The organism is Burkholderia sp. Ap-955 (assembly GCF_011753045.1).
Taxonomy (GTDB): Bacteria; Pseudomonadota; Gammaproteobacteria; order Burkholderiales; family Burkholderiaceae; genus Burkholderia; species Burkholderia lata_D.
Genome location: NZ_VWWH01000059.1, coordinates 1 through 22,503, shown reverse-complemented (window position 1 = coordinate 22,503; position 22,503 = coordinate 1). Strand labels below are relative to the sequence as shown.

The 22,503-nt window shown below is 66.2% G+C and carries 22 protein-coding genes; 7 read left to right on the top strand and 15 right to left on the bottom strand.

Features of this window, described 5'->3' with window-relative positions; translation table 11 throughout:
* Positions 1-17: 17 nt before the first annotated feature.
* Positions 18-1,112 (bottom strand): redox-regulated ATPase YchF, encoded by a 1,095-nt coding sequence (gene ychF / locus F3J15_RS25565; protein ID WP_089444877.1) that lies wholly within the window; start codon positions 1,110-1,112, stop codon positions 18-20.
* 246 nt (positions 1,113-1,358) lie between these two features.
* Here ychF and F3J15_RS25560 point away from each other — a divergent pair, with 246 nt between their 5' ends.
* From F3J15_RS25560 to F3J15_RS25545, 4 genes are all read left to right on the top strand, one after another.
* Positions 1,359-2,537, top strand: coding sequence for a UbiH/UbiF family hydroxylase (locus tag F3J15_RS25560; protein WP_089424390.1), 1,179 nt, complete (start codon positions 1,359-1,361; stop codon positions 2,535-2,537).
* Positions 2,538-2,631: 94 nt separating this feature from the next.
* Positions 2,632-3,360 carry a DsbC family protein gene (locus F3J15_RS25555; protein ID WP_039362328.1) on the top strand — a complete coding sequence of 243 codons (729 nt, stop codon included), beginning with the start codon at positions 2,632-2,634 and terminating at the stop codon, positions 3,358-3,360.
* A gap of 102 nt (positions 3,361-3,462) precedes the next feature.
* Positions 3,463-5,262 carry a PDZ domain-containing protein gene (locus F3J15_RS25550; protein WP_166894797.1) on the top strand — a complete coding sequence of 600 codons (1,800 nt, stop codon included), beginning with the start codon at positions 3,463-3,465 and terminating at the stop codon, positions 5,260-5,262.
* A gap of 147 nt (positions 5,263-5,409) precedes the next feature.
* Complete coding sequence (locus F3J15_RS25545) at positions 5,410-6,006, top strand: NAD(P)H-dependent oxidoreductase (RefSeq protein WP_039362334.1); 597 nt, start codon at positions 5,410-5,412, stop codon at positions 6,004-6,006.
* Between the two features lie 120 nt (positions 6,007-6,126).
* Here the strand turns inward: F3J15_RS25545 and F3J15_RS25540 are convergent, their stop codons facing one another.
* The 8 genes from F3J15_RS25540 to rpe all read right to left on the bottom strand — a co-directional run bounded on the left by F3J15_RS25540 (position 6,127) and on the right by rpe (position 13,441).
* Positions 6,127-7,032: a uracil-DNA glycosylase gene (locus F3J15_RS25540; protein WP_166894796.1), complete on the bottom strand. Its 906-nt coding sequence runs from the start codon at positions 7,030-7,032 to the stop codon at positions 6,127-6,129.
* A gap of 12 nt (positions 7,033-7,044) precedes the next feature.
* Positions 7,045-7,671, bottom strand: a complete 627-nt coding sequence (locus F3J15_RS25535; protein WP_166894795.1) for a CYTH domain-containing protein — start codon at positions 7,669-7,671, stop codon at positions 7,045-7,047.
* Positions 7,671-8,456, bottom strand: a complete 786-nt coding sequence (gene trpC / locus F3J15_RS25530) for an indole-3-glycerol phosphate synthase TrpC (protein ID WP_166894794.1) — start codon at positions 8,454-8,456, stop codon at positions 7,671-7,673. The genes F3J15_RS25535 and trpC overlap by 1 nt, the downstream gene beginning before the upstream one ends.
* Before the next feature lie 29 nt (positions 8,457-8,485).
* A complete protein-coding gene (gene trpD / locus F3J15_RS25525) occupies positions 8,486-9,517 on the bottom strand; it encodes an anthranilate phosphoribosyltransferase (protein WP_043191545.1) in 1,032 nt (343 codons plus the stop codon).
* Between the two features lie 13 nt (positions 9,518-9,530).
* The gene (locus F3J15_RS25520) at positions 9,531-10,121 is read right to left on the bottom strand and encodes an aminodeoxychorismate/anthranilate synthase component II (RefSeq protein WP_046544855.1); all 591 of its coding nucleotides are present in this window, start codon (positions 10,119-10,121) and stop codon (positions 9,531-9,533) included.
* A 13-nt stretch (positions 10,122-10,134) separates the two neighbouring features.
* Complete coding sequence (trpE, locus tag F3J15_RS25515) at positions 10,135-11,628, bottom strand: anthranilate synthase component I (protein ID WP_089424397.1); 1,494 nt, start codon at positions 11,626-11,628, stop codon at positions 10,135-10,137.
* A 357-nt stretch (positions 11,629-11,985) separates the two neighbouring features.
* Positions 11,986-12,750, bottom strand: coding sequence for a phosphoglycolate phosphatase (locus F3J15_RS25510; protein ID WP_166894793.1), 765 nt, complete (start codon positions 12,748-12,750; stop codon positions 11,986-11,988).
* A gap of 4 nt (positions 12,751-12,754) precedes the next feature.
* Positions 12,755-13,441 carry a ribulose-phosphate 3-epimerase gene (gene rpe, locus F3J15_RS25505; RefSeq protein WP_011883156.1) on the bottom strand — a complete coding sequence of 229 codons (687 nt, stop codon included), beginning with the start codon at positions 13,439-13,441 and terminating at the stop codon, positions 12,755-12,757.
* A gap of 177 nt (positions 13,442-13,618) precedes the next feature.
* On the opposite strand from rpe, the gene apaG reads away from it, so the two are divergent.
* Positions 13,619-13,993 (top strand): Co2+/Mg2+ efflux protein ApaG, encoded by a 375-nt coding sequence (apaG, locus tag F3J15_RS25500; protein ID WP_011350820.1) that lies wholly within the window; start codon positions 13,619-13,621, stop codon positions 13,991-13,993.
* A gap of 22 nt (positions 13,994-14,015) precedes the next feature.
* Here apaG and F3J15_RS38145 read toward each other — a convergent pair whose 3' ends face one another.
* A complete protein-coding gene (locus F3J15_RS38145; RefSeq protein ID WP_256940834.1) occupies positions 14,016-14,147 on the bottom strand; it encodes a hypothetical protein in 132 nt (43 codons plus the stop codon).
* A 28-nt stretch (positions 14,148-14,175) separates the two neighbouring features.
* On the opposite strand from F3J15_RS38145, the gene F3J15_RS25495 reads away from it, so the two are divergent.
* Complete coding sequence (locus F3J15_RS25495) at positions 14,176-15,300, top strand: MltA domain-containing protein (protein ID WP_226275398.1); 1,125 nt, start codon at positions 14,176-14,178, stop codon at positions 15,298-15,300.
* A 247-nt stretch (positions 15,301-15,547) separates the two neighbouring features.
* Here F3J15_RS25495 and paaK read toward each other — a convergent pair whose 3' ends face one another.
* From paaK to paaN, 5 genes are all read right to left on the bottom strand, one after another.
* Positions 15,548-16,846, bottom strand: coding sequence for a phenylacetate--CoA ligase PaaK (paaK, locus tag F3J15_RS25490; protein WP_069247036.1), 1,299 nt, complete (start codon positions 16,844-16,846; stop codon positions 15,548-15,550).
* 38 nt (positions 16,847-16,884) lie between these two features.
* The gene (gene paaI / locus F3J15_RS25485; protein ID WP_166894791.1) at positions 16,885-17,337 is read right to left on the bottom strand and encodes a hydroxyphenylacetyl-CoA thioesterase PaaI; all 453 of its coding nucleotides are present in this window, start codon (positions 17,335-17,337) and stop codon (positions 16,885-16,887) included.
* A gap of 1 nt (position 17,338) precedes the next feature.
* The gene (paaG, locus tag F3J15_RS25480) at positions 17,339-18,130 is read right to left on the bottom strand and encodes a 2-(1,2-epoxy-1,2-dihydrophenyl)acetyl-CoA isomerase PaaG (protein ID WP_166894789.1); all 792 of its coding nucleotides are present in this window, start codon (positions 18,128-18,130) and stop codon (positions 17,339-17,341) included.
* Between the two features lie 45 nt (positions 18,131-18,175).
* The gene (pcaF, locus tag F3J15_RS25475) at positions 18,176-19,378 is read right to left on the bottom strand and encodes a 3-oxoadipyl-CoA thiolase (RefSeq protein WP_166894787.1); all 1,203 of its coding nucleotides are present in this window, start codon (positions 19,376-19,378) and stop codon (positions 18,176-18,178) included.
* Between the two features lie 87 nt (positions 19,379-19,465).
* Entirely contained in the window at positions 19,466-21,172 is a 1,707-nt protein-coding gene (paaN, locus tag F3J15_RS25470) for a phenylacetic acid degradation protein PaaN (RefSeq protein WP_166894785.1), read from the bottom strand.
* A 129-nt stretch (positions 21,173-21,301) separates the two neighbouring features.
* On the opposite strand from paaN, the gene F3J15_RS25465 reads away from it, so the two are divergent.
* Positions 21,302-22,078 carry an enoyl-CoA hydratase gene (locus F3J15_RS25465; protein WP_069247041.1) on the top strand — a complete coding sequence of 259 codons (777 nt, stop codon included), beginning with the start codon at positions 21,302-21,304 and terminating at the stop codon, positions 22,076-22,078.
* The last annotated feature ends 425 nt before the right edge of the window (positions 22,079-22,503 follow it).

Below are 22,503 nucleotides of genomic sequence, written 5' to 3'. Positions count from 1 at the left end.
ATCGGCCAATGCAGCTGTCAGACGTTGAACAGGAAGTTCATCACGTCGCCGTCGTGCACGACATATTCCTTCCCTTCCGCGCGCATCTTGCCGGCTTCCTTCGCGCCTTGCTCGCCCTTGTAGGTGACGTAGTCGTCGAACGCGATCGTCTGCGCGCGGATGAAGCCGCGCTCGAAGTCGGTGTGGATCACGCCGGCTGCCTGCGGCGCCGTGTCGCCGATATGGATCGTCCACGCGCGCACTTCCTTCACGCCGGCGGTGAAGTAAGTTTGCAGGCCGAGTAGCTTGAACCCCGCGCGGATCACGCGGTCGAGGCCCGGCTCTTCCATGCCCATGTCGGCGAGGAACGCTTCCTTGTCCGCATCGTCGAGATCGGCGATTTCCGCCTCGATTGCCGCGCACACGGCCACGACCGGCGCATTCTCGCTTTCCGCGTACTTGCGGACCGCGTCGAGGTGCGGGTTGTTCTCGAAACCGTCGTCCTTCACGTTGGCCACGTACATCGCCGGCTTCGCGGTGATCAGGCAGAACGGCTTCAGCAGCGCCTCTTCGTCATCCGACAGCGCGAGGCCGCGCACGGCCTTGCCCTGGTCGAGCTGCGCGCGCACCTTTTCGAGCACCGAGACGAGCTTCGCCGCTTCCTTGTCGTTGCCCGACTTCGCAGCCTTCGAATAGCGCGTGAGCGCCTTTTCGACGGTGCCGAGGTCGGCGAGGGCGAGTTCGGTGTTGATCACTTCGATGTCGTCGATCGGGCTGACCTTGCCGGCGACGTGAATGACGTTCTCGTCCTCGAAGCAGCGCACGACGTGCGTGATCGCGTCGGTTTCGCGGATGTTCGCGAGGAACTGGTTGCCGAGGCCTTCACCCTTGCTCGCGCCCGCGACGAGGCCCGCGATGTCGACGAATTCGACGACGGCCGGCACGACACGCTCCGGCTTGACGATCTCGGAGAGCGCCTTCAGGCGCGTATCGGGCACTTCGACGATGCCGACGTTCGGCTCGATCGTGCAGAACGGGTAGTTCTCGGCGGCGATGCCGGCCTTGGTCAGCGCATTGAACAGGGTGGACTTGCCGACGTTGGGCAAGCCGACGATGCCGCATTTGAGACTCATGGAATCCTTCGGACGGGTAAGGCGGCGCGGCCGGACAGGGCACGGCGGCGCGGGAAAAAAGGGCGGCCGGCGCTTGAGGCGCGGCGGGCCGACGGTCAAAGGCGCTATTGTACCGTGCCGACGCCCCGGATTCCGGGCTCGCGCCGAATGGCCGCTGCGGCGGGCCGCCGCGCTGCCGCATCGGCCTGCGATTCTGCTGATTTCCCGCAAAGTCCTGCCGCGTAAGGGTTTGGCCCCGCGGCTATAATGCCCGCCATGACTGCCCACCACACCTTCGACGTCGCCGTGGTCGGCGGCGGGCTCGTCGGCAAGACGGCCGCGCTCGCGCTGACCCAGTCCGGCTACAAGACAGCCCTGCTCGCCCAGCCGGCCACGCCGCGCCCCGCCGATCTCGCATTCGACACGCGCGTCTACGCACTGTCCTCCAGTTCGCAGGCCTTGCTCGAGCGGCTGCGGGTCTGGCAGGCGCTCGATCACAGCCGGCTCGCACCGGTCTACGACATGCGCGTGTACGGCGATGCGCACGCGGAACTGCATTTCTCCGCGTACCAGGCGTCCGTGCCGCAACTCGCATGGATCGCCGAATCGTCGCTGGTCGAGGCGTCGCTCGACGCCGCGCTGCGGTTCCAGCCGAATCTGACGTGGTTCGATGCACGCGCACAGGGTTTCGACGTGCGCGACGACGCGGCCGTGCTCACGCTGTCGTCGGGGCAGGTGCTGGAAGCGGACCTCGTCGTCGGCGCGGACGGCGCGCATTCGTGGGTGCGCTCGCAAATGGGGGCCAAGGTCGAGCGGCGCGACTACCGGCAAACCGGCGTCGTCGCGAACTTCAAGGCGTCGCTGCCGCACCGCGAGACCGCTTACCAGTGGTTCCACGAAGGCGAGATCGTCGCGCTGCTGCCACTGCCGGACGGCCATGTATCGCTCGTCTGGTCCGCGCACACCGCGCATGCTGACGAATTGCTCGCACTCGATCCGGCGCAGCTCGCGGCCGAGGTCGAGCGCGTGTCGCACGGCCAGGTCGGCACGCTCGACTGCGTGACGCCGGCTGCCGGCTTCCCGCTGGCGCTGCAGACGGTCGACAAGCTGATCGCACCGCGCGTCGCGCTCGTCGGCGATGCCGCGCACCTGATCCACCCGCTCGCGGGGCAGGGGATGAACCTCGGCTTGCGCGACGTCGCGGCGCTTGCCGACGCGATCGCGGGCAAGGAAAGCTTCCGCAACCTCGGCGATACGGTGCTGCTGCGCCGCTACGAGCGTTCGCGCCGCGAGGACATCCGCGCGCTGATGGTCGCGACCGACGGGCTGCAGCGGCTGTTCGCGGTGCCGGGCTCGCTCGCGAAGGCCGTGCGCAATGCGGGCATGGCCTTCGTCGGCGCGCAGCCGCTGGTAAAGCGCTGGCTCGTGTCGGCCGCGCTCGGCTGATCGATCGAACCTTCGGCCGCTTCGCCGGTCGGACACGGTTCCGTTACGGCGTACACTGTGCCGTGCACACCGATTGAGCTGAAGGAAGATTTCAATGAAAAAAACGATCCGCATCGCGTCGCTGGCGCTGGCCGTCACGATGGCGACGCTTGGCTGCACCGCGCAGGCCGACCAGACCACCGACAAGCTGAAAGCGACGCTGCAGGCCCGCCTCGGCAGCGACGCGCCGATCAAGAGCGTGTCGAAAGCGCCGGTCGCGGGCCTTTACGAAGTGAACCTCGGCTCGCAGATCATCTATAGCGATGCGGCAGGCGACTACGTGCTGCTCGGCGATCTCGTCGACACCAAGACGCACAAGAACCTGACCGACGCGCGCCTGTCCGAAATCAACAAGATCGATTTCGCAAGCCTGCCGTTCGCGAATGCGATCAAGGTCGTCAAGGGCAACGGCGCCCGCAAGATCGCGGTGTTCTCCGATCCGAACTGCCCGTATTGCAAGAAGCTCGAGACGACGCTGCAGTCGGTCGACAACGTGACCGTCTACACGTTCCTGTACCCGGTTCTGTCGCCGGATTCGACCGCGAAGTCGAAGGCGATCTGGTGTGCGACCGACCGCGCGAAAACGTGGGAGGGCTGGATGCTCGACCACCGCGCGCCGTCCGGCGCCGGTACCTGCGATACGACCGCGCTCGACAAGAACCTCGCGCTCGGCCGCGGGATGAACGTCACGGGCACGCCGACGATCTTCCTGCCGGACGGCCGCCGCCTGCCGGGCGCCGTGTCGGCCGACCAGCTCAACCAGGCGCTCGCCTCGAGCAAGTAACCGATCACACGCCGGGCCGCATGACCCGGCCAGCGAGGGGCGCCCGCATGATCTGCCGGCGCCTCTCTTCGTTTTCGCCGCCGTATTCGACCGATTGCCACGATGACCCAGCCGATCCGCTATTCGATTGTCCCGAAAGATCTTGCCGCGCACCTGTTCGAAGTGTCGGTGACGGTCGCCGATCCCGATCCCGAAGGCCAGCGCTTTTCGTTGCCAGTATGGATTCCGGGCAGCTACCTCGTGCGCGAGTTCGCGCGCAACATCGTGACGCTCGGCGCCTTCAACGACGCGGGCCGCAAGGTGCGGATCGCGAAGACCGACAAGCACACGTGGCAGGCCGCACCCGTGAACGGTGCGCTGACGCTGCGCTACGACGTGTATGCGTGGGACCTGTCGGTGCGCTCCGCGTATCTCGACGAAACGGGCGGCTTCTTCAACGCGACGGCCGTGTTCCTGAGCGTCGCGGGCCGCGAGGACGCGCCATGTGAAGTCGACATCGCGAAGCCGGCCGGTGCGGCGTTCCGCGCGTGGCGCGTCGGTACGTCGCTGCCCGAGGGGCGCGGCACCAAGCGCTACGGGTTCGGTGCGTACCGCGCATCGAACTATGACGAGCTCTCCGACCATCCGGTGACGATCGGCGAATTCGCGCTCGCGACGTTCGACGCGCACGGCGTGCCGCACGACATCGTGATCGCGGGGCGCGTGACGCAGCTCGACCTGGAGCGCCTGCGCAGCGACCTGAAGCGCGTATGCGAAGCGCAGATCGCGCTGTTCGAGCCGAAATCGAAGAAAGCGCCGATGGACCGCTACGTGTTCATGACGCTGGCGGTCAGCGACGGCTACGGCGGCCTCGAGCATCGCGCGTCGACCGCGCTGATCTGCAACCGCACCGACCTGCCGGTAAAGGGGCGGCCCGAAACGACGGAAGGCTATCGCACGTATCTCGGGCTCTGCAGCCACGAGTACTTCCATACGTGGAACGTGAAGCGCATCAAGCCCGCGGCGTTCGTGCCGTACGACCTGTCGAAGGAAAACTACACGTCGCTGCTGTGGCTGTTCGAAGGCTTCACGTCGTATTACGACGACCTGATGCTGGTGCGCAGCGGCCTGATGTCGCAGGACGAATATTTCGCGGCGCTCGGCCGCACGGTCGGCGGCGTGCTGCGCGGCACGGGGCGCCTGAAGCAGAGCGTCGCCGAAAGCTCGTTCGATGCGTGGATCAAGTACTACCGCCAGGACGAGAATGCGACCAACGCGATCGTCAGCTACTACACGAAGGGCTCGCTCGTCGCGCTCGCCTTCGATCTCGCAATCCGCGCGCAGACGCGCAACAGGAAGTCGCTCGACGACGTGATGCGCCTGCTGTGGCAGCGCTACGGCCGCGATTTCTACCGCGGCAAGCAGGCGGGCGTCGAGGAGAACGAAGTCGAGGCGCTGATCGAAGAGGCGACGGGCGTCGCGCTCGGCCGCCTGTTCGCCGATGCCGTGCACGGCACGCGCGACCTGCCGCTCGCCGAACTGCTCGCACCATTCGGCGTGACGCTCGCGCCCGATGTCGCGAACGGCGCGACCGCGAAGCCGACGATCGGCGCGCGCCTGCGCGGCGGCGCGGACTGCACGTTCGCGGCCGTCTACGAAGGCGGCGCCACACATCGCGCGGGGCTGTCGGCCGGCGACACGCTGATCGCGGTCGACGGGCTGCGCGTCACGGGCACCAACCTCGATGCGTTGCTCGCGCGCTACCGGCCGGGTGACAAGGTCGAGGTTCACGCCTTCCGGCGCGACGAGCTGCGCACCGCGAAACTGAAGCTCGACGGCCCGGAAGTCACGCGCTACCGGCTGACGGCGGCCGCGAAGCCGGCTGCGGTCTCGAAGGCCCGGGAGGCCTGGCTGAAGGGGTGAGCGGTCTGAAGCGGGTATCGGGGCGCGATCAACGATTGTTCTGCTGCTGCAACAATCCGTCGCCCTGAACCCGCTTTTTCGCGGTCATGCGGCCACGCACAATGGCGTCACTCGCGCTACCCAAGCGCAACCCTACTGGAGCCTGACATGACGACCATTCTGCAAATCAATTCCGCCGCGCGTTCGCAAGGTGCGCAATCCACGCTGCTGGCCAACGAACTGACGGCAAAGCTGCAACAATCGAACCCCGGCGCGAATGTCGTGGTTCGCGACCTGCTGGCCGATGCGCTGCCGCACCTCGACGAATCGGTGCTCGGCGCGTTCTTCACGCCGGCCGACAAGCGCACCGCGGAACAGAATGCGATCGTCGCGAAGAGCGATGCACTGATCGCCGAACTGCAAGCCGCCGACATCATCGTGATCGGCGCACCGATGTACAACTTCGGCATCTCGTCGCAACTGAAGACGTACTTCGACTGGATCGCACGTGCAGGCGTCACGTTCCGCTACACCGAGAACGGTCCGGAAGGCCTGATCAAGGGCAAGAAGGTTCACGTGGTGACGGCCCGTGGCGGCAAGTATGCCGGTACGCCGAACGACAGCCAGACCCCGTACCTGCGCACGTTCCTCGGCTTCGTCGGCATGACCGACGTGAACTTCATCTTCGCGGAAGGCCTGAACCTCGGCGCGGATGCGCAAAGCGCAGCGCTGGCCGGCGCACGCGAAGCGATCGCCGCCGCGTAAGGTCGAAGCGGGTGCGCCCGCACCCGCCGTATCGCCCGATAAAAAAACGCCGCGTCCCGAAAGGGGCGCGGCGTTTTTGCATGCCGGCTGGCGCGGCCGAAAGAATCGGCGGCGCGGCGGTCAGGCGAGCGTTTCCGCCACTTCCGGCAGGCGCCAGTCGATCGGTTCGCGGCCTGCCTCGACCAGAAAGTCGTTCGCGAGCGCGAAATGGCGGCAGCCGAGGAAGCCGCGGTGCGCGGACAGCGGCGACGGATGCGGCGCCTCGAGCACGCGATGCGCGCTGGCGTCGAACAGCGCACGCTTCGCCTGCGCATGGGCGCCCCACAGCATGAAGACGAGCCCCTGATGGCGGCCGGCGAGTTCGCGGATCAGCGTGTCCGTGCACTGCTCCCAGCCGCGCTTCGCATGGCTCGCGGCGGCCCCGCGCTCGACCGTCAGCACCGTGTTGAGCAGCAGCACGCCCTGGCGCGCCCAGGTGTCGAGACAGCCGTGGCGCGGCGTGTCGTGGCCGAAGTTCGCGGCGATTTCCTTGAAGATGTTGCGCAGCGACGGCGGCGTGCGCACGGCCGGCGGTACCGAGAACGCGAGCCCGTGCGCCTGCGGCGTGCCGCGATCGTCGCCGTGGTACGGATCCTGGCCGAGGATCACGACTTTGACGTCGTCCGGGCTCGTCAGGCGCAGCGCGCGGAATACGTCGGTCGGGTAGACCGTCTTGCCGGCGGCACGCTCGTCATCGACGAAGCGGCACAGCGGCGCGTACGCGTCGCTGTCGGTAAAGGGTTTCAGCACGTCGCGCCAGACGGACGGCAGCGCGTCGAATTGCGCGGCGAGGTGCGGAACGTCGGCGGCAACGGGCTGCGGTGCAGCCGGGGCCGCAGCCGGAGCCGCGGCTTTCTTTGCGGGCTTGCGTCCGGCCGCGGGCGCTTCGGGCGCCGGGGACGGAATATCGGCCGGTGCCGTTTCCGGCACGGGATCGTCGAACAGCGACGCCTGTTGCGGCGCGCGGGAAGTCTTGCGGGTTGCCATGCGTGATGCGGGTTATTGCGCGCGCAGCCGGTAGCCGCGCTGCGCCTTGCTGATGTTTTCGGGAACGAGGCCCGGCAGCGCTTGCTGCAATTCGGCGGCGAGCGTTGCGAGCGCCGCCTCCAGGCCGTCGATCAGTTCGAGTTCGATTTCGCTGATCGGTTCGCGGCGCGTTTCGTGTTCCGCCTGGACGACGATCTCGCCGAGGTCCACCGCGGCTTCGACCGTTGCGCCGCCGATTGCGATGCGCCACAGCGTACGCGAAAAATCCGTGCGAAACAGCGCCGACAGCGTGCCGGCCGCGTCATTCAGCGCGGCGGCGGCTTCCGGCACGTCGCAGGCCGCGACGAGCGCGTCGATCTCGAGCGCATCGCCGGCGACCGGCAGCTCCCACTCGTGGCGGCTGTGCAGGCCGCCTTCCGCGCTGCCGACCGTCTTGAACGTCTGCAGCCAGCCGTCCGGCGTGCGGCGCACGCGCACCGCACTTTTCGAGCGGGCCAGCGCGAGATCGGGCGTGTCGTAATAGACGTTCGCGAGCGTGATATCGCGACCGGGTTCGCCGGTCAGCGTCTCGAAGAAGCGTCGTGCGGCGTCGGCCTGGCCGGCCGGCAGCGCGAGCTTGATTTCCTTTTCGATCGCCATCAGAAGAACATCCGTGCGAGTTCCTCGCCCGGCTGCTCGGCGCGCATGAACGCCTCGCCGACGAGGAACGTGTTCACGTTTGCCGCACGCATCGTGTCGACGTCGGTGCGCGAAAGGATGCCCGATTCGGTCACGACGATGCGGTCCGCCGGAATCATGTCGAGCATGTCGAGCGTGGTCTGGATCGACGTCTCGAACGTGCGCAGGTTGCGGTTATTGATGCCGAGCAGCGGCGTCTTGAGCGTCAGCGCCTGTTCCATCTCGTTGCGGTCGTGTACCTCGACCAGCACTGCGAGACCGAGCGAGTGCGCATACGCTTCGAGATCCTGCATCAGCGGCGTGTCGAGCGCGGCGGCGATCAGCAGGATCGCGTCGGCGCCCATCGCGCGTGCTTCCATGATCTGGTACGCGTCGACGATGAAGTCCTTGCGCAGCACCGGCAGCGTGCAGGCCGCGCGCGCTTCTTCGAGATAGCGGACGCTGCCCTGGAAGAACTGCTCGTCGGTCAGCACCGACAGACACGCGGCACCGTGCGCAGCATACGAGCGCGCGATGTCGGCCGGCACGAAATGCTCGCGCAGCACGCCCTTCGACGGGCTCGCTTTCTTGATTTCGGAAATCACGGCCGCGTGGCCGGCCGCATGCTTCGCACGCAGTGCGCCGACGAAGTCGCGCAGGTCGCGCGCGGATGCTTCCAGTTTCAGCGCCTCGAGCGGCGCGCTGCGCATGGCCGCCGCGATTTCTTCGCGCTTGACGGCGATGATTCGGTCGAGAATGTCGCTCATGTGGATTCCTGCTTGATTCGTAAGGGGAGTCAGCGCTTGAACTGCTGCGTGAAGCGAACGAGTTCGTCGACTTTCGCGCGGGCCTTGCCGCTCGCGATCGCTTCGCGGGCCAGCTGGATGCCGTCCGCGATCGACTCGGCGACGTTCGCCGCATAGAGCGCGGTGCCGGCGTTCAGCGTGACGATCTCGCGTGCGACGCCCGGCTGGTTGTCCAGCGCGCCGAGCAGCATCGTGCGCGATTCGTCGGCATTTTCCACCTTCAGCGTGCGGTTCGACACCATCTGCAGGCCGAAGTCTTCCGGATGGATCTCGTATTCGTGCACCTTGCCGTCGCGCAGCTCGCCGACGAGCGTTGCCGCGCCGAGCGATACCTCGTCCATCCCGTCCTTGCCGTACACGACCAGCACGTGCTGCGCGCCCAGGCGCTGCATCACGCGCACCTGGATGCCGACGAGGTCGGGGTGGAACACGCCCATCAGCTGGTTCGGCGCGCCGGCCGGGTTGGTCAGCGGGCCGAGGATGTTGAAGATCGTGCGCACGCCGAGTTCGCGGCGCACGGCCGCGATGTTCTTCATCGCCGGGTGATGGTTCGGCGCGAACATGAAGCCCATGCCCGTTTCGGCGATCGACGCGGCAACCTGGTCGGACTGCAGGTCGATGTTCACGCCGAGCGCCTCGAGCACGTCGGCGCTGCCGGACTTGCTCGATACGCCGCGGTTGCCGTGCTTCGCGACTTTCGCGCCGGCCGCGGCCGTGACGAACATCGACGCGGTCGAGATGTTGAACGTGTGCGAGCCGTCGCCGCCGGTGCCGACGATGTCGACGAAGTTCGAGTTGTCCTGCACCTCGACGTGGTTCGCGAATTCGCGCATCACGGTCGCGGCGGCGGCGATCTCGCCGATCGTCTCCTTCTTCACGCGCAGCCCGGTGATGATCGCGGCCGCCATCACGGGCGACATGTCGCCGCGCATGATGAGCCGCATCAGGTGCAGCATCTCGTCGTGGAAGATTTCGCGGTGTTCGATCGTGCGCTGCAGCGCTTCCTGCGGGGTAATCGTCATCGTGAGGCTCCCGTCAGGCGGCTTGCGCGGCCGCGGCGCGTGCCTGCTTCAGGAAATTCTCGAGCAGTGCGTGGCCATGCTCGGACAGGATCGATTCCGGGTGGAACTGCACGCCTTCGATCGGCAGCGTCTTGTGGCGCACGCCCATGATTTCGCCGTCGTCGGTCCAGGCGGACACCTCGAGGCAGTCGGGCAGCGATTCGCGCTCGATCGCGAGCGAGTGATAGCGCGTGACGTCGAAATGCTTCGGCAGGTCGGCGAATACGCCGCGGCAGTCGGTTTCGATCTTGCTCACCTTGCCGTGCATGATGGTCTTCGCGCGCACGACGCGGCCGCCGAAGGCCTCGCCGATCGCCTGATGGCCGAGGCAGACGCCGAGGATCGGCTTCTTGCCTGCGAATTCCTTCAGCACGTCGAGCGTGATGCCCGCGTGCTGCGGGTTGCTCGGGCCGGGCGACAGGCAGATCGCATCGGGATTCAGGCTCGCGATTTCGTCGAGCGTGATTTCGTCGTTGCGGTAGGTGCGCACGTCCTCGCCGAGTTCGCCGAAGTACTGGACCAGGTTGTAGGTAAACGAGTCGTAATTGTCGATCATGAGCAGCATGGTCAGTCTCCAGTCAGAAGTCGCTATCGAGGCCGTCCTGGACCTGTTCGGCCGCACGCAGCACAGCGCGCGCCTTGTTTTCGGTCTCTTGCCATTCGGATTCGGGCACCGAATCCGCGACGACGCCGGCCGCCGCTTGCACGTACAGGTTGCCGTTGTGGATCAGGCCCGTGCGGATCGCGATCGCGAGATCCATCTCGCCCGAGAACGACAGGTAGCCGACGGCGCCGCCGTACAGCCCGCGCTTGACCGGCTCGAGTTCGTCGATCAGTTCCATCGCGCGGACCTTCGGCGCGCCGGACAGTGTGCCGGCCGGGAACGTCGCGCGCAGCACGTCGTAGTTCGTCATGCCGGGCTTCAGCTTGCCTTCGACCGAGCTGACGATGTGCTGCACGTGCGAGTATTTCTCGATGACCATCTGGTCGGTCACGTGCACCGAGCCGATTTCCGCGATGCGGCCGACGTCGTTGCGCGCGAGGTCGATCAGCATCACGTGCTCGGCGATCTCCTTCGGATCGTTGAGCAGCTCGGTCGCGAGTTCCGCATCGCGCTCCGGCGTGTTGCCGCGCGGGCGCGTGCCGGCGAGCGGCCGGATCGTGACGATCTGGTCTTCACCGCGCTTTTCCTGGCGCACGAGGATTTCCGGCGATGCGCCGACCACGTGGAAATCGCCGAAGTTGTAGTAGTACATGTACGGCGACGGGTTCAGCGAACGCAGCGCGCGATACAGCGACAGCGGATTGTCGCGGTACGGTTTCGTCAGACGCTGGCCGACCTGGATCTGCATCAGCTCGCCGGCCGCGATGTATTCCTTCGCCTGGCGCACGGCGGCCAGGTAGTCGTCCTTCTTGAATTCGCGGAACGTCTCGGTGCGCACGCTCGCCGACGTGACCGGCGGCTGCACGGTCGTGCGCAGGCGCTGCTTCAGTTCGCGCAGGCGCTGTTTCGCCTTCGTATAGGCTTCGGCCTGGCTCGGGTCCGCGTAGATGATCAGGTACAGCTTGCCGGCGAGGTTGTCGATGACCGCGACTTCCTCGGTCAGCAGCAACTGGATGTCGGGCAGGCCGAGGTCGTCGCGCGGCGCGGTATTCGCGAGCTTCTTCTCGATGTAGCGCACCGCGTCGTAGCCGAAGTAGCCGGCGAGACCGCCGCAGAAGCGCGGCAGGCCCGGGCGCTGCGCCACCTTGAAGCGCGCCTGGAACGATTCGATGAACTGGAACGGGTCGCCGTCGTGCGTCTCGACGACTTCGCCGTCGCGCACGACTTCCGACACGCCGTTGCGGGTCCGCACGAGCGTACGGGCGGGCAGGCCGATGAACGAATAGCGGCCGAAGCGTTCGCCGCCGACCACCGATTCGAGCAGGAACGAGTTGGCGCCGGAGCGTTCGGGCTGGGCCAGCTTCAGGTAGAGGGACAGCGGCGTTTCGAGATCGGCGAGGGCTTCCGCGATCAGCGGGATGCGGTTGTAGCCTTCGTTCGCGAGCGATTGAAATTCGAGTTCGGTCATGTTCCGGTCCTGTTCGGGACGAGCGGCGCGTGCGCCAGGGATCACTTGACGCTGCGCGGGTTGCCGTCGGCGAAAGGGCGGTCGATCGAGAAGTGCCTGTTGCCGGCCGGCACTCCGGGCGTGAACGTCGCGAGCCTGCGGCCGAGCCTGAACGCAAGCGTTCTGACGCGGTAGAACTCGAGGTGGTGCGACGATCGGCGCGCGGATGCGCAGCGAGATAAAAAACGGCGCTGAAGACGTGCTTCAGCGTACCTCATCGAAGAGGTTAGCGCGACCAGCGACGCCAGGGCCAGGCTCCCCGGTCGATGCTGCTCAGACTCCGTTTTTTATTCAGAAACATGCAGATGGAAGAAATAATCAGAGGGTTGGCCGGCCGGCGTTGTGCGCGGAGATCGCGCGAGCTGCGACCAGCAACGAATCGACTATACCATCCGAATTTATCGTTTGTATAGCTTTGCCATGGTTGTAGCCGTACGGCACCGTCAGCGTCGCCATCCCGGCCGCGCGGCCTGCCAGCGCATCGTTTTCCGAGTCGCCGATCGCGACTGCCGCATCCGGTGCGACGCCGAGCGCGTTGCAGGCCGTCAGCATCGGCAGCGGATCCGGCTTCTTGCGCGCGACGCTGTCGCCGCCGAGCACGATGCCGAAGCAATCGGCCAGCCCGTACTGCTCGAGCAGCTCGACCGCGAAGCGATGCGGCTTGTTCGTCACGCACGCGAGCCGGATGCTGGCTGCGCGCAGCGCGTCGAGACCGGCGGCCACGTCCGGGTAGAGGCGCGTGTGGCGGCCGTTGATCTTCGCGTACTCGGTCTGGTAGATCGCCAGCGCGTCGTCGAAGCGGGCGTGCGCCTCGTCGGCCGCGAAGCGCGGCTTCAGCACGCTCTGGATCAGGTGTTCGGAGCCCTTGCCGACATAGCCGATCACCTCGTCGCGCGACGTGGCCGGCGCGCCGAGCTGCGCGAGCATCCCGTTCAGGCCGGCCGTGAAATCGTCGGCCGTATCGACCATGGTGCCGTCGAGATCGATCAGCGCTGCGTCGATGCGCGGCGTGGCGAAGCGGATCGGGGCGGCCTCTGGTGCGGCCCCGGCCGGCGCTTGGCCGGCGAGCGACGAGTCGGCCACGGCGTCAGCTCCGCTCGACGGTAGCGAGCGCGGCGCGCATCTCGTCGATCACCTTGCGGTAGTCCGGCTTGCCGAAGATCGCCGAACCCGCGACGAAGGTGTCGGCGCCGGCCGCCGCGATTTCCGCGATGTTGTCGGTCTTCACGCCGCCGTCGACCTCGAGCAGGATCTCGCGGCCGGTGCGCTCGGTGTACGCGTCGATCCGTGCGCGTGCTTCGCGCAGCTTGTTCAGCGTTTCCGGAATGAACGACTGGCCGCCGAAGCCCGGGTTGACCGACATCAGCAGCACGAAGTCGAGGCGATCCATCACGTGGTCGAGGTAGTTCAGCGGCGTGGCCGGGTTGAACACGAGGCCGGCCTTGCAACCGTGGTCGCGGATCAGCGACAGCGTGCGGTCGATGTGATCGGATCCTTCCGGGTGGAAGCTGATCAGGTTTGCACCGGCTTTCGCAAAATCAGGCACGATCCGGTCGACCGGGCGTACCATCAGGTGCACGTCGATCGGCACCTGGACGTGCGGGCGGATCGCTTCGCAGACGAGCGGGCCGATGGTCAGGTTCGGCACGTAATGGTTGTCCATCACGTCGAAGTGGATCCAGTCGGCGCCGGCGGCGACCACGTTGCGGACTTCTTCGCCGAGCCGTGCGAAATCGGCCGACAGGATGCTGGGAGCGATGCGGAATTGGGTCATGGCAGGGGAGCGGGGACGTTGCGGCGCAAAACCGCCATTCTACCGTCCGGCGACCCGGTGCGCGGCGGCAGGCCGTGCGGTCGAGGCCGGATTGCGCATAGAATGCCGAACCAATGCGGCGCGCCCGCGGCCCGTTGCCCATGCCGGCACGGGCAGTCATCTTCCAGCGGAAACACCATGAGTCAGTATCAGTTCACCGTTTCGGTGAAAACCAGCTACTTGCCGGAACAATCCGACCCCGATCGCCGTCAATACGCATTCGCGTACACGCTGACGATCCGCAATACGGGACAGGTCGCGGCGCAACTGATCGCGCGTCACTGGATCATCACGGACAGCGAGAACCACGTGCAGGAAGTGAAGGGGCTTGGCGTCGTCGGGCACCAGCCGCTGCTGCAGCCGGGCGAGCACTTCGAGTACACGAGCTGGGCCGTGATCGCGACGCCGGTCGGCACGATGCGTGGCGCGTACTTCTGCGTGGCGGAGGACGGCGAGCGTTTCGAGGCGCCGGTCGACGAGTTCGCTCTGCACATGCCGCGCACGCTGCATTGAGCGTGCGGAGCGCGTCAGGGTGTTAGCGCGGCTTGCGGGTGTGCTTTTTTCTGCCCGACGACGTCCACACGACGATGAAGATCAGCAGGGCGAGCGCTACGAAGGCTTCGAGCGCGAAGATGAGCATCGGATATTGGTCGAGAAAATCTGACATGGCGGTTTCCATCAAGAACGGACATTGTATGTGGTTTGGGCCCCGGGTGGCCGGGTGGGTTGCGGCTGCTGCGGCAGCGGCGCTCCTTGCAGCGTGCGGTGGCGCGCCGACGCGCACTTCATCGCTGAAGCCGCCGACCGGCGCGGCGATCGTGCCGGGTCAGGTCGCCGCGAAGCGGCTCACGCCGGTCGCGTGGCAGCAGGTGCCGGGCTGGCAGGACGATTCGCTGCTCGGCGCAACCGCCGCGTTGCGGCAGAACTGCGTGCGGCTCGCGCGCCAGCCGGCCTGGGCACGCGCCTGCGCGGCCGCCGACCGGCTCGACGAACTCGACGTCAGCAGTGCACGCACGTTCTTCGAAACGTATTTCACGCCGTTCCAGCTTGCGAACACCGACGGTACGCTCGACGGGCTCGTGACCGGCTATTACGAGCCGCTGCTGCACGGTTCGCGCGTGCGTCGCGGTCCGTATCAGTACGCGCTCTACCGCTGGCCGGCCGGTTATCGCGCAGGCGCCGCGCTGCCGGCACGCGCGCAGCTCGAACGCGCCGGCATCCTGAACGGCAACGAACTCGTGTGGGTCGACGACCCGATCGAAGCGTTCTTCCTGCAGGTGCAGGGCTCGGGGCGCGTGCTGCTCGACGACGGTTCGGTGATGCGGGTCGGCTTCGGCGGCACCAACAACCAGCCGTACCGCTCGATCGGCAAGTGGCTGCTCGATCGTGGCGAGCTGACGCCCGCCCAGGCGACGATGCAGGGCATCAAGGCGTGGGCGAAGGCGAACCCGACCCGCGTCGACGCGTTGCTCGACACGAACCCGCGGTTCGTGTTCTTCCGCGACATGCCGACCAAGGAAGACGCACCGCACGGCGGCGCGGACGGCCCGATCGGTGCACTGGGCGTACCGCTGACGCCGGAGCGCTCGATCGCCGTCGATCCGTCGTCGATCCCGCTTGGCACGCCGGTGTTCCTGCAGACCACGCGCCCGCTGACGAATACGCCGATGAACCGGCTCGTGTTCGCGCAGGATACGGGCTCAGCGATCAAGGGGGGCGTGCGGGCCGACTATTTCTGGGGGCTCGGTGACGACGCAGGCGATCAGGCCGGGCGGATGAAGCAGGTCGGCCGGATGTGGCTGCTGTTCCCGAATTCGTAATGTGACGCGGTGCGGGTGCTCGGGGTTTCTCGGGGCTGCAGCATTCGTGGAAGCGGCGATGTGCGTGGGGCACGTCGCTCTGATCGTGAGGGCGCACGTGCGGTGTCAGCTTTCGTGATGCGCTTGTCGCGTCGGCGGGTGCCTAAAGGCGTCCCGACATGAAACAGCCCGATCGGCGTTGGCCGATCGGGCTGTTTCATTTGCAGCCACGGATTCGCCGCGCGTAATTGACGCGCAGCGATTTTCGTCAGCCCTTGCGCTTGTCGACGACGCGTCGCGCCTTGCCGACCGACCGCTCGATCCCGTTCACGGGCAGCACGTTGATCACGGCCGTCACGCCGATCAGCGACTTGATGTCGTAGGCGAGCGCCTGTTTTGCCGCATGGATCGCCGCCGTATCGGGCGCGGTCTCGGGGCAAGGTTCGACATTGAGCGTCATCACGTCGAGCGGGCCTTCCTTCGTCAGCACGATCTGATAGTGCGGGGCGAGCGCGCGCTGCTTGAGCAACTGCTCCTCGATTTGCGTCGGGAACACGTTGACGCCGCGCACGATCATCATGTCGTCCGAGCGCCCGGTGATCTTCTCCATCCGGCGCATCGTACGGGCAGTACCGGGCAACAGCCGCGTGAGGTCGCGGGTCCGGTAGCGGACGATCGGCAGCGCCTCCTTCGTCAGCGACGTGAACACGAGCTCGCCGAGTTCGCCGTCCGGAAGCACTTCGCCGGTTTCGGGATCGATGATTTCCGGATAGAAGTGGTCTTCCCAGATGGTTGGACCGTCCTTGGTCTCGACGCATTCGGACGCGACGCCGGGGCCCATTACTTCGGATAGCCCATAAATGTCGACCGCATCGATGCCCATCCGCTGCTCGATCGCGACGCGCATGTCGTTGGTCCAGGGTTCCGCGCCGAAGATGCCGATGCGCAGCGAACTCTGCACGGGATCGAGACCCTGCCGCTCGATTTCGTCGGCGATCGACAGCATGTAGCTCGGCGTCACCATGATGATGTCGGGCCGGAAATCCTGGATCAGCTGCACCTGCTTCTCGGTCTGGCCGCCACCGAATGGGATCACGGTCAGCCCCGCGCGTTCGGCGCCGTAGTGCGCGCCGAGCCCGCCCGTGAACAGGCCGTAGCCATAGCTGACGTGCACCTTGTCGCCGCGGCGCGCACCGGCGGCGCGGATCGAGCGCGCGACGAGATTCGCCCATGTGTCGATGTCACCGGCCGTATAGCCGACGACCGTCGGCTTGCCGGTCGTGCCCGACGACGCATGAATGCGCGAGATCTGGTCCTGCGGCACCGCGAACATCCCGAACGGGTAACTGTCGCGCAGGTCGCTCTTCGTCGTGAACGGGAAGCGCGACAGGTCGGCGAGCGTCTTCAGGTCGTCCGGATGGACACCCGCGTCGTCGAACTTGCGACGATAGACGGGGGAGTGGTCATACGCATGCCGGAGCGACCACTTGAGGCGCTCGAGCTGCAGCGCGGTCAGCTCGTCGCGTGAGGCGGTCTCGATCGGCTCGAGCGGTAGCGGGGTAGTCATGCATGTCTCCAGTGTTTGTTATGCGCGAGCCGTCGACGTCAGCGGTCTTCCGGGATGACCGTGCCCTTGATCTGGGCGGATTTGCCGCGAAACATCGCGACGGTTTCGCCGGTCTGGTTCGTGACGCGGATGTCGTAGATGCCTTGGCGGCCGGCGCGCGCCTGCTCGATCGCCTCGGCCGTCAGTACGTCATCGCCGTGCACGGGGCGCAGGAATTCGATCGAGCAGCCGGCCGCGACGGTATTCACGTTGTACGAGTTGCACGCGAACGCGAACGTCGAATCGGCCAGCGTGAAAATGATTCCGCCATGGCAGGTCTGATGCCCGTTAAGGAATTCGGGCCGCACGCGCATCTGCAGGCGCGCGTAGCCGGCGCGGACTTCGGCGATTTCCATCCCGAACGCACGGCTGCATGCGTCGGCGTCGTACATGGCTCGCGCGGTAGCGCGGGCGAGCGCATCGGAGTCGAGCGTGGCAGTGGCGTTTGTCATGTCAACGCCCCTCGAAGCGCGGCGCGCGCTTCTCGATGAATGCCTTCACGCCTTCTGCGTAGTCGTGCGACTGGCCGAGCGTGCGCTGCAGGTCGCGTTCCATGTCGAGTTGCTGGTCGAGCGTGTTCGTGACGCTGGCACGCATCGACTGCTTGATCGATGCGATCGCGAGCGTCGGCTGCTGTGCGAGCTGGGTGGCAAGCTGGCGGGCTGATGCAGCGAGCGTGTCGTCGTCGACGGCGCGCCAGATCAAGCCCCATTGCTCGGCCTGTTCGGCCCCGAGCTTGTCGCCGGTCAGCGCGAGCCCCAGCGCGCGTGCCATGCCGACGCGTTGCGGCAGGAACCACGTACCGCCCGAATCGGGTACGAGACCGATCTTGACGAAGGCCTGGATGAAACTGCTCGAACGGGCGGCGAATACGAGATCGCAGGCGAGCGCGAGATTCGCGCCGGCGCCGGCCGCCGTGCCGTTGACGGCGGCGATCACCGGAATCGGCAGACGCTGCAGGCGGCGGATCAGTGGATTGAAGTGCTCGTCGATCAGCGTGCCGAGATCGGTGGACGCGCCCGGCGTGAAGTCGAGATCGGCCAGGTCCTGGCCCGCGCAGAAGCCGCGCCCCGCACCTGTCAGGATCAGCGCGCGCGCGCCGGCTGCCTCGACATCATCGAGTGCCGACTGCAGCTCGCGATGCATCGCCCGCGTAAAGCTGTTCAGCTTGTCGGGGCGGTTGAGGGTAATCGTGGCTACGCTCGAGGCCTGATCGATTTCCAGCTGAATCGCCTGATAGGACATGCAGTGTCTCCTTCATGACTTCGTTATAGGCGCGCGGTGCGTCGGTTACACGCGTTCGATCGCGAGTGCGATGCCCTGGCCGACGCCGATGCACATCGTACAGAGCGCAAAGCGGCCGCCCGTACGCTCGAGTTGGTGGAGCGCCGTGGTCACGAGCCGGGCGCCCGATGCGCCGAGCGGATGCCCCAGTGCGATCGCACCGCCATTCGGGTTCACGCGCGGATCGTCGTCGGCGACGCCGAGCATGCGCAGCACCGCGAGACCTTGGGACGCGAACGCCTCGTTCAGCTCGATCACGTCGAACTGGTCGATGGTCATGCCGAGTTGGCGCAGCAGTTTCTGCGTGGCCGGCGCGGGCCCGATGCCCATCACGCGCGGCGCAACGCCGGCCGTCGCCATGCCGATGACGCGTGCGCGGCGGCGCAGGCCGTACTGGTCGGCTGCCTGCGCATTGGCGAGCAGTAGCGCGCACGCACCGTCGTTGACGCCCGAGGCGTTGCCGGCCGTCACCGAGCCGTCCGGGCGCACGACGCCCTTCAGCTTCGCGAGCGCTTCGAGCGATGTCTCGCGCGGATGCTCGTCGCGCGAAACCACCACCGGATCACCTTTCTTCTGCGGAATCGTGACAGCAACGATTTCGTCGGCGAGCGTACCGTCCTGCTGCGCACGCGCGGCTTTTTGCTGGCTGCGCAGCGCGAACAGATCCTGGTCGGCGCGGCTGACGTTGTAGTCGACCGCGACGTTTTCGGCCGTCTCGGGCATCGAATCGACGCCATAGAGCTGTTTCATCAGCGGATTGATGAAGCGCCAGCCGATCGTCGTGTCGAAAATGTCGGCCTGGCGTGCGAACGCGCTCGTGGCCTTGCCCATCACGAACGGCGCACGCGTCATGCTCTCGACGCCGCCTGCGATCATCAGGCGCGCCTCGCCCGCCTTGATCGCGCGCGCGGCTGTGCCGACCGCGTCCATCCCGGAGCCGCACAGCCGGTTCAGCGTCGTGCCGGGCACGTCGGTCGGCAGGCCGGCGAGCAGCGCCGACATGCGCGCGACGTTGCGGTTGTCCTCGCCGGCCTGGTTCGCGCAGCCGTAGATCACGTCGTCGGTCGCCGTCCAGTCGACGTCACGGTTGCGCTCGACGAGCGCCTTGAGCGGCACCGCACCGAGGTCGTCGGCACGGACATCTTTCAGGGCGCCGCCGTAGCGGCCGATGGGAGTGCGAATCGCGTCGCAGATATAGGCGTCTGTCATGGGCGTATCGATGAGCAACGAACCAGCCGGGTGGCGGATTCGTTCATGGTAGAGAACGTGGCGGCGTTTGCACGTCGGCCATTCGGGTTATGCCGGTTGGCCGGCTTCCATGGGTGCTGCTTTCGGCGCAACATGGACACGGCTTTGCACCACGCGGAATCGGTTGGCGACGAACGCCGGGTCGGCCAACGCCGCGTTGGCTGCCGGGTTCGCGCCCGTGCCGTGGAAATCCGAGAACGCTGCCGACTGGTTCACGAACACACCGCCCGTCAGGTTGATCGACAGCGCGACGCCACCGCGCACCGCCGCATCGTGGGCGGCGTCGACGATCGCGTCGTCGGTGCTGTAGACGGAGAGGGTCAGCGCGCCATGTTCCGCCGCGATTTCCCCGGCGAGGTCGAGCGACTGCGCGGTCGAGTCGGTCGCGATCACGAACGAGATCGGGCCGAACCATTCCTGCGTGAATTTCTCGCGATCGGCCACGTCGAGTTGCAGCACGAGCGGCGTGCGCACTCGGGCATCAGGGAACGCAGGGTGCTGGAGGGGCAGGCTGTCGGCGAGCACGCGGCCGAGCTGGCGGGCATCGTCGATGCGTGCGGTCACGCCTTCGTTCTGGATTGCGCCGATCAGTTCGACCGAGCGTGCCGGGTCGCCGGTGAGTTTTTGCACGGCAATGGCGATGGCCTGTGCGACCTCGTCGAAGCTCGCATGGCCGTCCGCCGTCCGGATGCCGTCGCGCGGCACGTAGATGTTCTGCGGTGCCGTGCACATCTGGCCGGAGTACAGCGCCAGCGAAAACGCGATGTTCTTTGCGGTGGCCTTCAGGTCGTCGGTCGAGTCGATCACGATCTGGTTGACGCCAGCCTTCTCTGTATAGACCTGTGCCTGGTGGGCATGGCGTTCGAGCCACGTGCCGTTTTGCGTGCTGCCGGTGAAGTCGATCAGCTTGATCTCGGGGCGCAGCGCGAGATCCTGGACGAGTGCGCCGTCGTTGGGTTCGGTCGCGAGGAGCGTGACGACGTTCGGATCGAAACCGGCTTCGCGCAGCACGTCGCGAGCGATCCGGACGGTGATGGCGAGCGGCAGGATCGCGCCCGGATGCGGCTTGACGATCACGGTGTTGCCGGTTGCGAGATCGGCGAACAGGCCGGGATAGCCGTTCCAGGTCGGGAAGGTGCAGCAGCCGAGCACGAGCCCGGTGCCGCGCGGGACGATCGTGTAGCGCTTGTGCATCGCGAGCGGCGGGTTCTTGCCTTGCGGCTTTTCCCAGTGCGCGTCAGCCGGGATGCGGCGCAGTTCGTCCCATGCATAGGCGACTGCCTCGAGCGCACGATCTTGGGCGTGCGGGCCGCCGGCCTGGAACGCCATCATGAATGCCTGCCCCGTGGTGTGCATCACGCTGTAGGCGATTTCGAAGCTGGCGCGATTCAGGCGCGCGAGGATTTCGAGGCTGACGCCGATCCAGGCGCTCGGGCCGGCTTCGCGCCACGAGCGCTGTGCTGCGGCAGCGGCAGCGATTAGTTCGTCGGGCGTCGACTTCGGATACCGGATGCCCAGTGCAATACCGTACGGCGAGCGCTCTGCGCCGACCGTTTCTCCGGACGCCGGCTGGTCGAGCGCGAACGTCTTGTCGAGGTGCGACTTGAATGTGGCTTCGCCATCTGCGTTCGCGCTTTCCCCGTACACTTTGGGGCTCGGCATTTCGGCGAACGGGCTCCAGTACCCGCGGCTCTCGATGGCGGCGAGTGCGTGTTTCAGCGTGTCTTCGTGCTTCGTGAACAGTGCATGGGTCATGGCGGCAGCCTGATGGACGTTGAGAGGGGTTGGATCGATTAATTAACCGACCGGTTGGTCGGAGAATGGTAGCATCAAACTATTCGCATGTGCGAGGCGTTTCTCATTTCATTGATCGAGGAGAAATAGATGGCTTACGAGAACATCCTGGTGGAGACCCGGGGGCGTGTCGGGCTGGTTACGCTGAACCGTCCGAAGGCGCTGAATGCGCTGAACGATGCGCTGATGGATGAACTGGGCGCCGCGCTGAAAGCGTTCGATGCGGACGATGGCATTGGTGCGATCGTCGTGACCGGGAGCGAGAAGGCATTCGCCGCCGGCGCGGACATCGGCATGATGGCGACCTACTCCTATATGGATGTCTATCGGGGCGACTACATCACGCGCAACTGGGAGACGGTCCGCGAGATCCGCAAGCCGATCATTGCCGCGGTTTCGGGCTTTGCGTTGGGCGGTGGCTGCGAGCTGGCCATGATGTGCGACATCATCTTCGCGGCGGACACAGCCAAGTTCGGCCAGCCGGAAATCAAGCTGGGCGTCATGCCGGGCGCGGGCGGCACGCAGCGCTTGCCGCGCGCGGTGTCGAAAGCGAAGGCGATGGATATGTGTCTGACGGCTCGCTTCATGGATGCTGCCGAAGCGGAGCGCGCGGGGCTCGTGTCGCGCGTGCTGCCGGCCGACACGCTGCTCGACGAGGCGCTTGCCGCCGCGGCGACGATCGCCGAGTTTTCGCTGCCGGCGGTCATGATGGTCAAGGAGTCGGTGAACCGCGCGTACGAGACGACGCTGGCCGAAGGCGTCCACTTCGAGCGTCGGCTGTTCCATTCGCTGTTCGCGACCGAAGACCAGAAGGAAGGGATGGCGGCATTCGTCGAAAAACGGAAGCCGGTATTCAAGCACCGCTGATTGGGCTGCCCAGGTAGGTGGGCAGCGGCTGGTCGGTATCGGCTGTTGGCGCGATTGCCCGGTCGGTCGTACCCGAGCCCCCGTGCGCGTCAGCGCACGGGGGCTTTTCAAAATATTTTCACAAAGGGCTTGCGTAGATGGGGGTGGGTGCTTAGAATCACGCCTCTTTCGCGCTAACGGAAACGCGGCGCGGGAGAAGGGAAGCAGGGCGGGTGGTGTGCTGGAGTCTGAGGCGCACAGCTGGCCTGGAAGTTGAGCCCCGCAGTCGCAACGATGGTGTAAAAAAGTTGTTGACGAGCTGCGAAACACGGTTCATAATCTCGCTTCTCTGCTGCTGAAAACGCAGCGCTGCTGAGAAACACGAAGTTCCTCGCAGAAACGCTCTTTAAAAATTAACAGCCGATAAGTGTGGGCGCTTGATGGAA

Coding starts and splice junctions, on each gene's coding strand:
- apaG (WP_011350820.1), top strand. CDS start 13,619: ATGAGTCAGTATCAGTTCACCGTTTCGGTGAAAACCAGCTACTTGCCG.
- trpE (WP_089424397.1), bottom strand. CDS start 11,628: ATGACCGAACTCGAATTTCAATCGCTCGCGAACGAAGGCTACAACCGC.
- rpe (WP_011883156.1), bottom strand. CDS start 13,441: ATGACCCAATTCCGCATCGCTCCCAGCATCCTGTCGGCCGATTTCGCA.
- F3J15_RS25550 (WP_166894797.1), top strand. CDS start 3,463: ATGACCCAGCCGATCCGCTATTCGATTGTCCCGAAAGATCTTGCCGCG.
- paaK (WP_069247036.1), bottom strand. CDS start 16,846: ATGACTACCCCGCTACCGCTCGAGCCGATCGAGACCGCCTCACGCGAC.
- paaI (WP_166894791.1), bottom strand. CDS start 17,337: ATGACAAACGCCACTGCCACGCTCGACTCCGATGCGCTCGCCCGCGCT.
- paaN (WP_166894785.1), bottom strand. CDS start 21,172: ATGACCCATGCACTGTTCACGAAGCACGAAGACACGCTGAAACACGCA.
- F3J15_RS25560 (WP_089424390.1), top strand. CDS start 1,359: ATGCCCGCCATGACTGCCCACCACACCTTCGACGTCGCCGTGGTCGGC.
- F3J15_RS38145 (WP_256940834.1), bottom strand. CDS start 14,147: ATGTCAGATTTTCTCGACCAATATCCGATGCTCATCTTCGCGCTCGAA.
- F3J15_RS25545 (WP_039362334.1), top strand. CDS start 5,410: ATGACGACCATTCTGCAAATCAATTCCGCCGCGCGTTCGCAAGGTGCG.
- pcaF (WP_166894787.1), bottom strand. CDS start 19,378: ATGACAGACGCCTATATCTGCGACGCGATTCGCACTCCCATCGGCCGC.
- F3J15_RS25520 (WP_046544855.1), bottom strand. CDS start 10,121: ATGCTGCTCATGATCGACAATTACGACTCGTTTACCTACAACCTGGTC.
- F3J15_RS25495 (WP_226275398.1), top strand. CDS start 14,176: ATGTGGTTTGGGCCCCGGGTGGCCGGGTGGGTTGCGGCTGCTGCGGCA.
- ychF (WP_089444877.1), bottom strand. CDS start 1,112: ATGAGTCTCAAATGCGGCATCGTCGGCTTGCCCAACGTCGGCAAGTCC.
- F3J15_RS25555 (WP_039362328.1), top strand. CDS start 2,632: ATGAAAAAAACGATCCGCATCGCGTCGCTGGCGCTGGCCGTCACGATG.
- trpD (WP_043191545.1), bottom strand. CDS start 9,517: ATGACGATTACCCCGCAGGAAGCGCTGCAGCGCACGATCGAACACCGC.
- trpC (WP_166894794.1), bottom strand. CDS start 8,456: ATGAGCGACATTCTCGACCGAATCATCGCCGTCAAGCGCGAAGAAATC.
- F3J15_RS25465 (WP_069247041.1), top strand. CDS start 21,302: ATGGCTTACGAGAACATCCTGGTGGAGACCCGGGGGCGTGTCGGGCTG.
- F3J15_RS25535 (WP_166894795.1), bottom strand. CDS start 7,671: ATGGCGATCGAAAAGGAAATCAAGCTCGCGCTGCCGGCCGGCCAGGCC.
- F3J15_RS25540 (WP_166894796.1), bottom strand. CDS start 7,032: ATGGCAACCCGCAAGACTTCCCGCGCGCCGCAACAGGCGTCGCTGTTC.
- paaG (WP_166894789.1), bottom strand. CDS start 18,130: ATGTCCTATCAGGCGATTCAGCTGGAAATCGATCAGGCCTCGAGCGTA.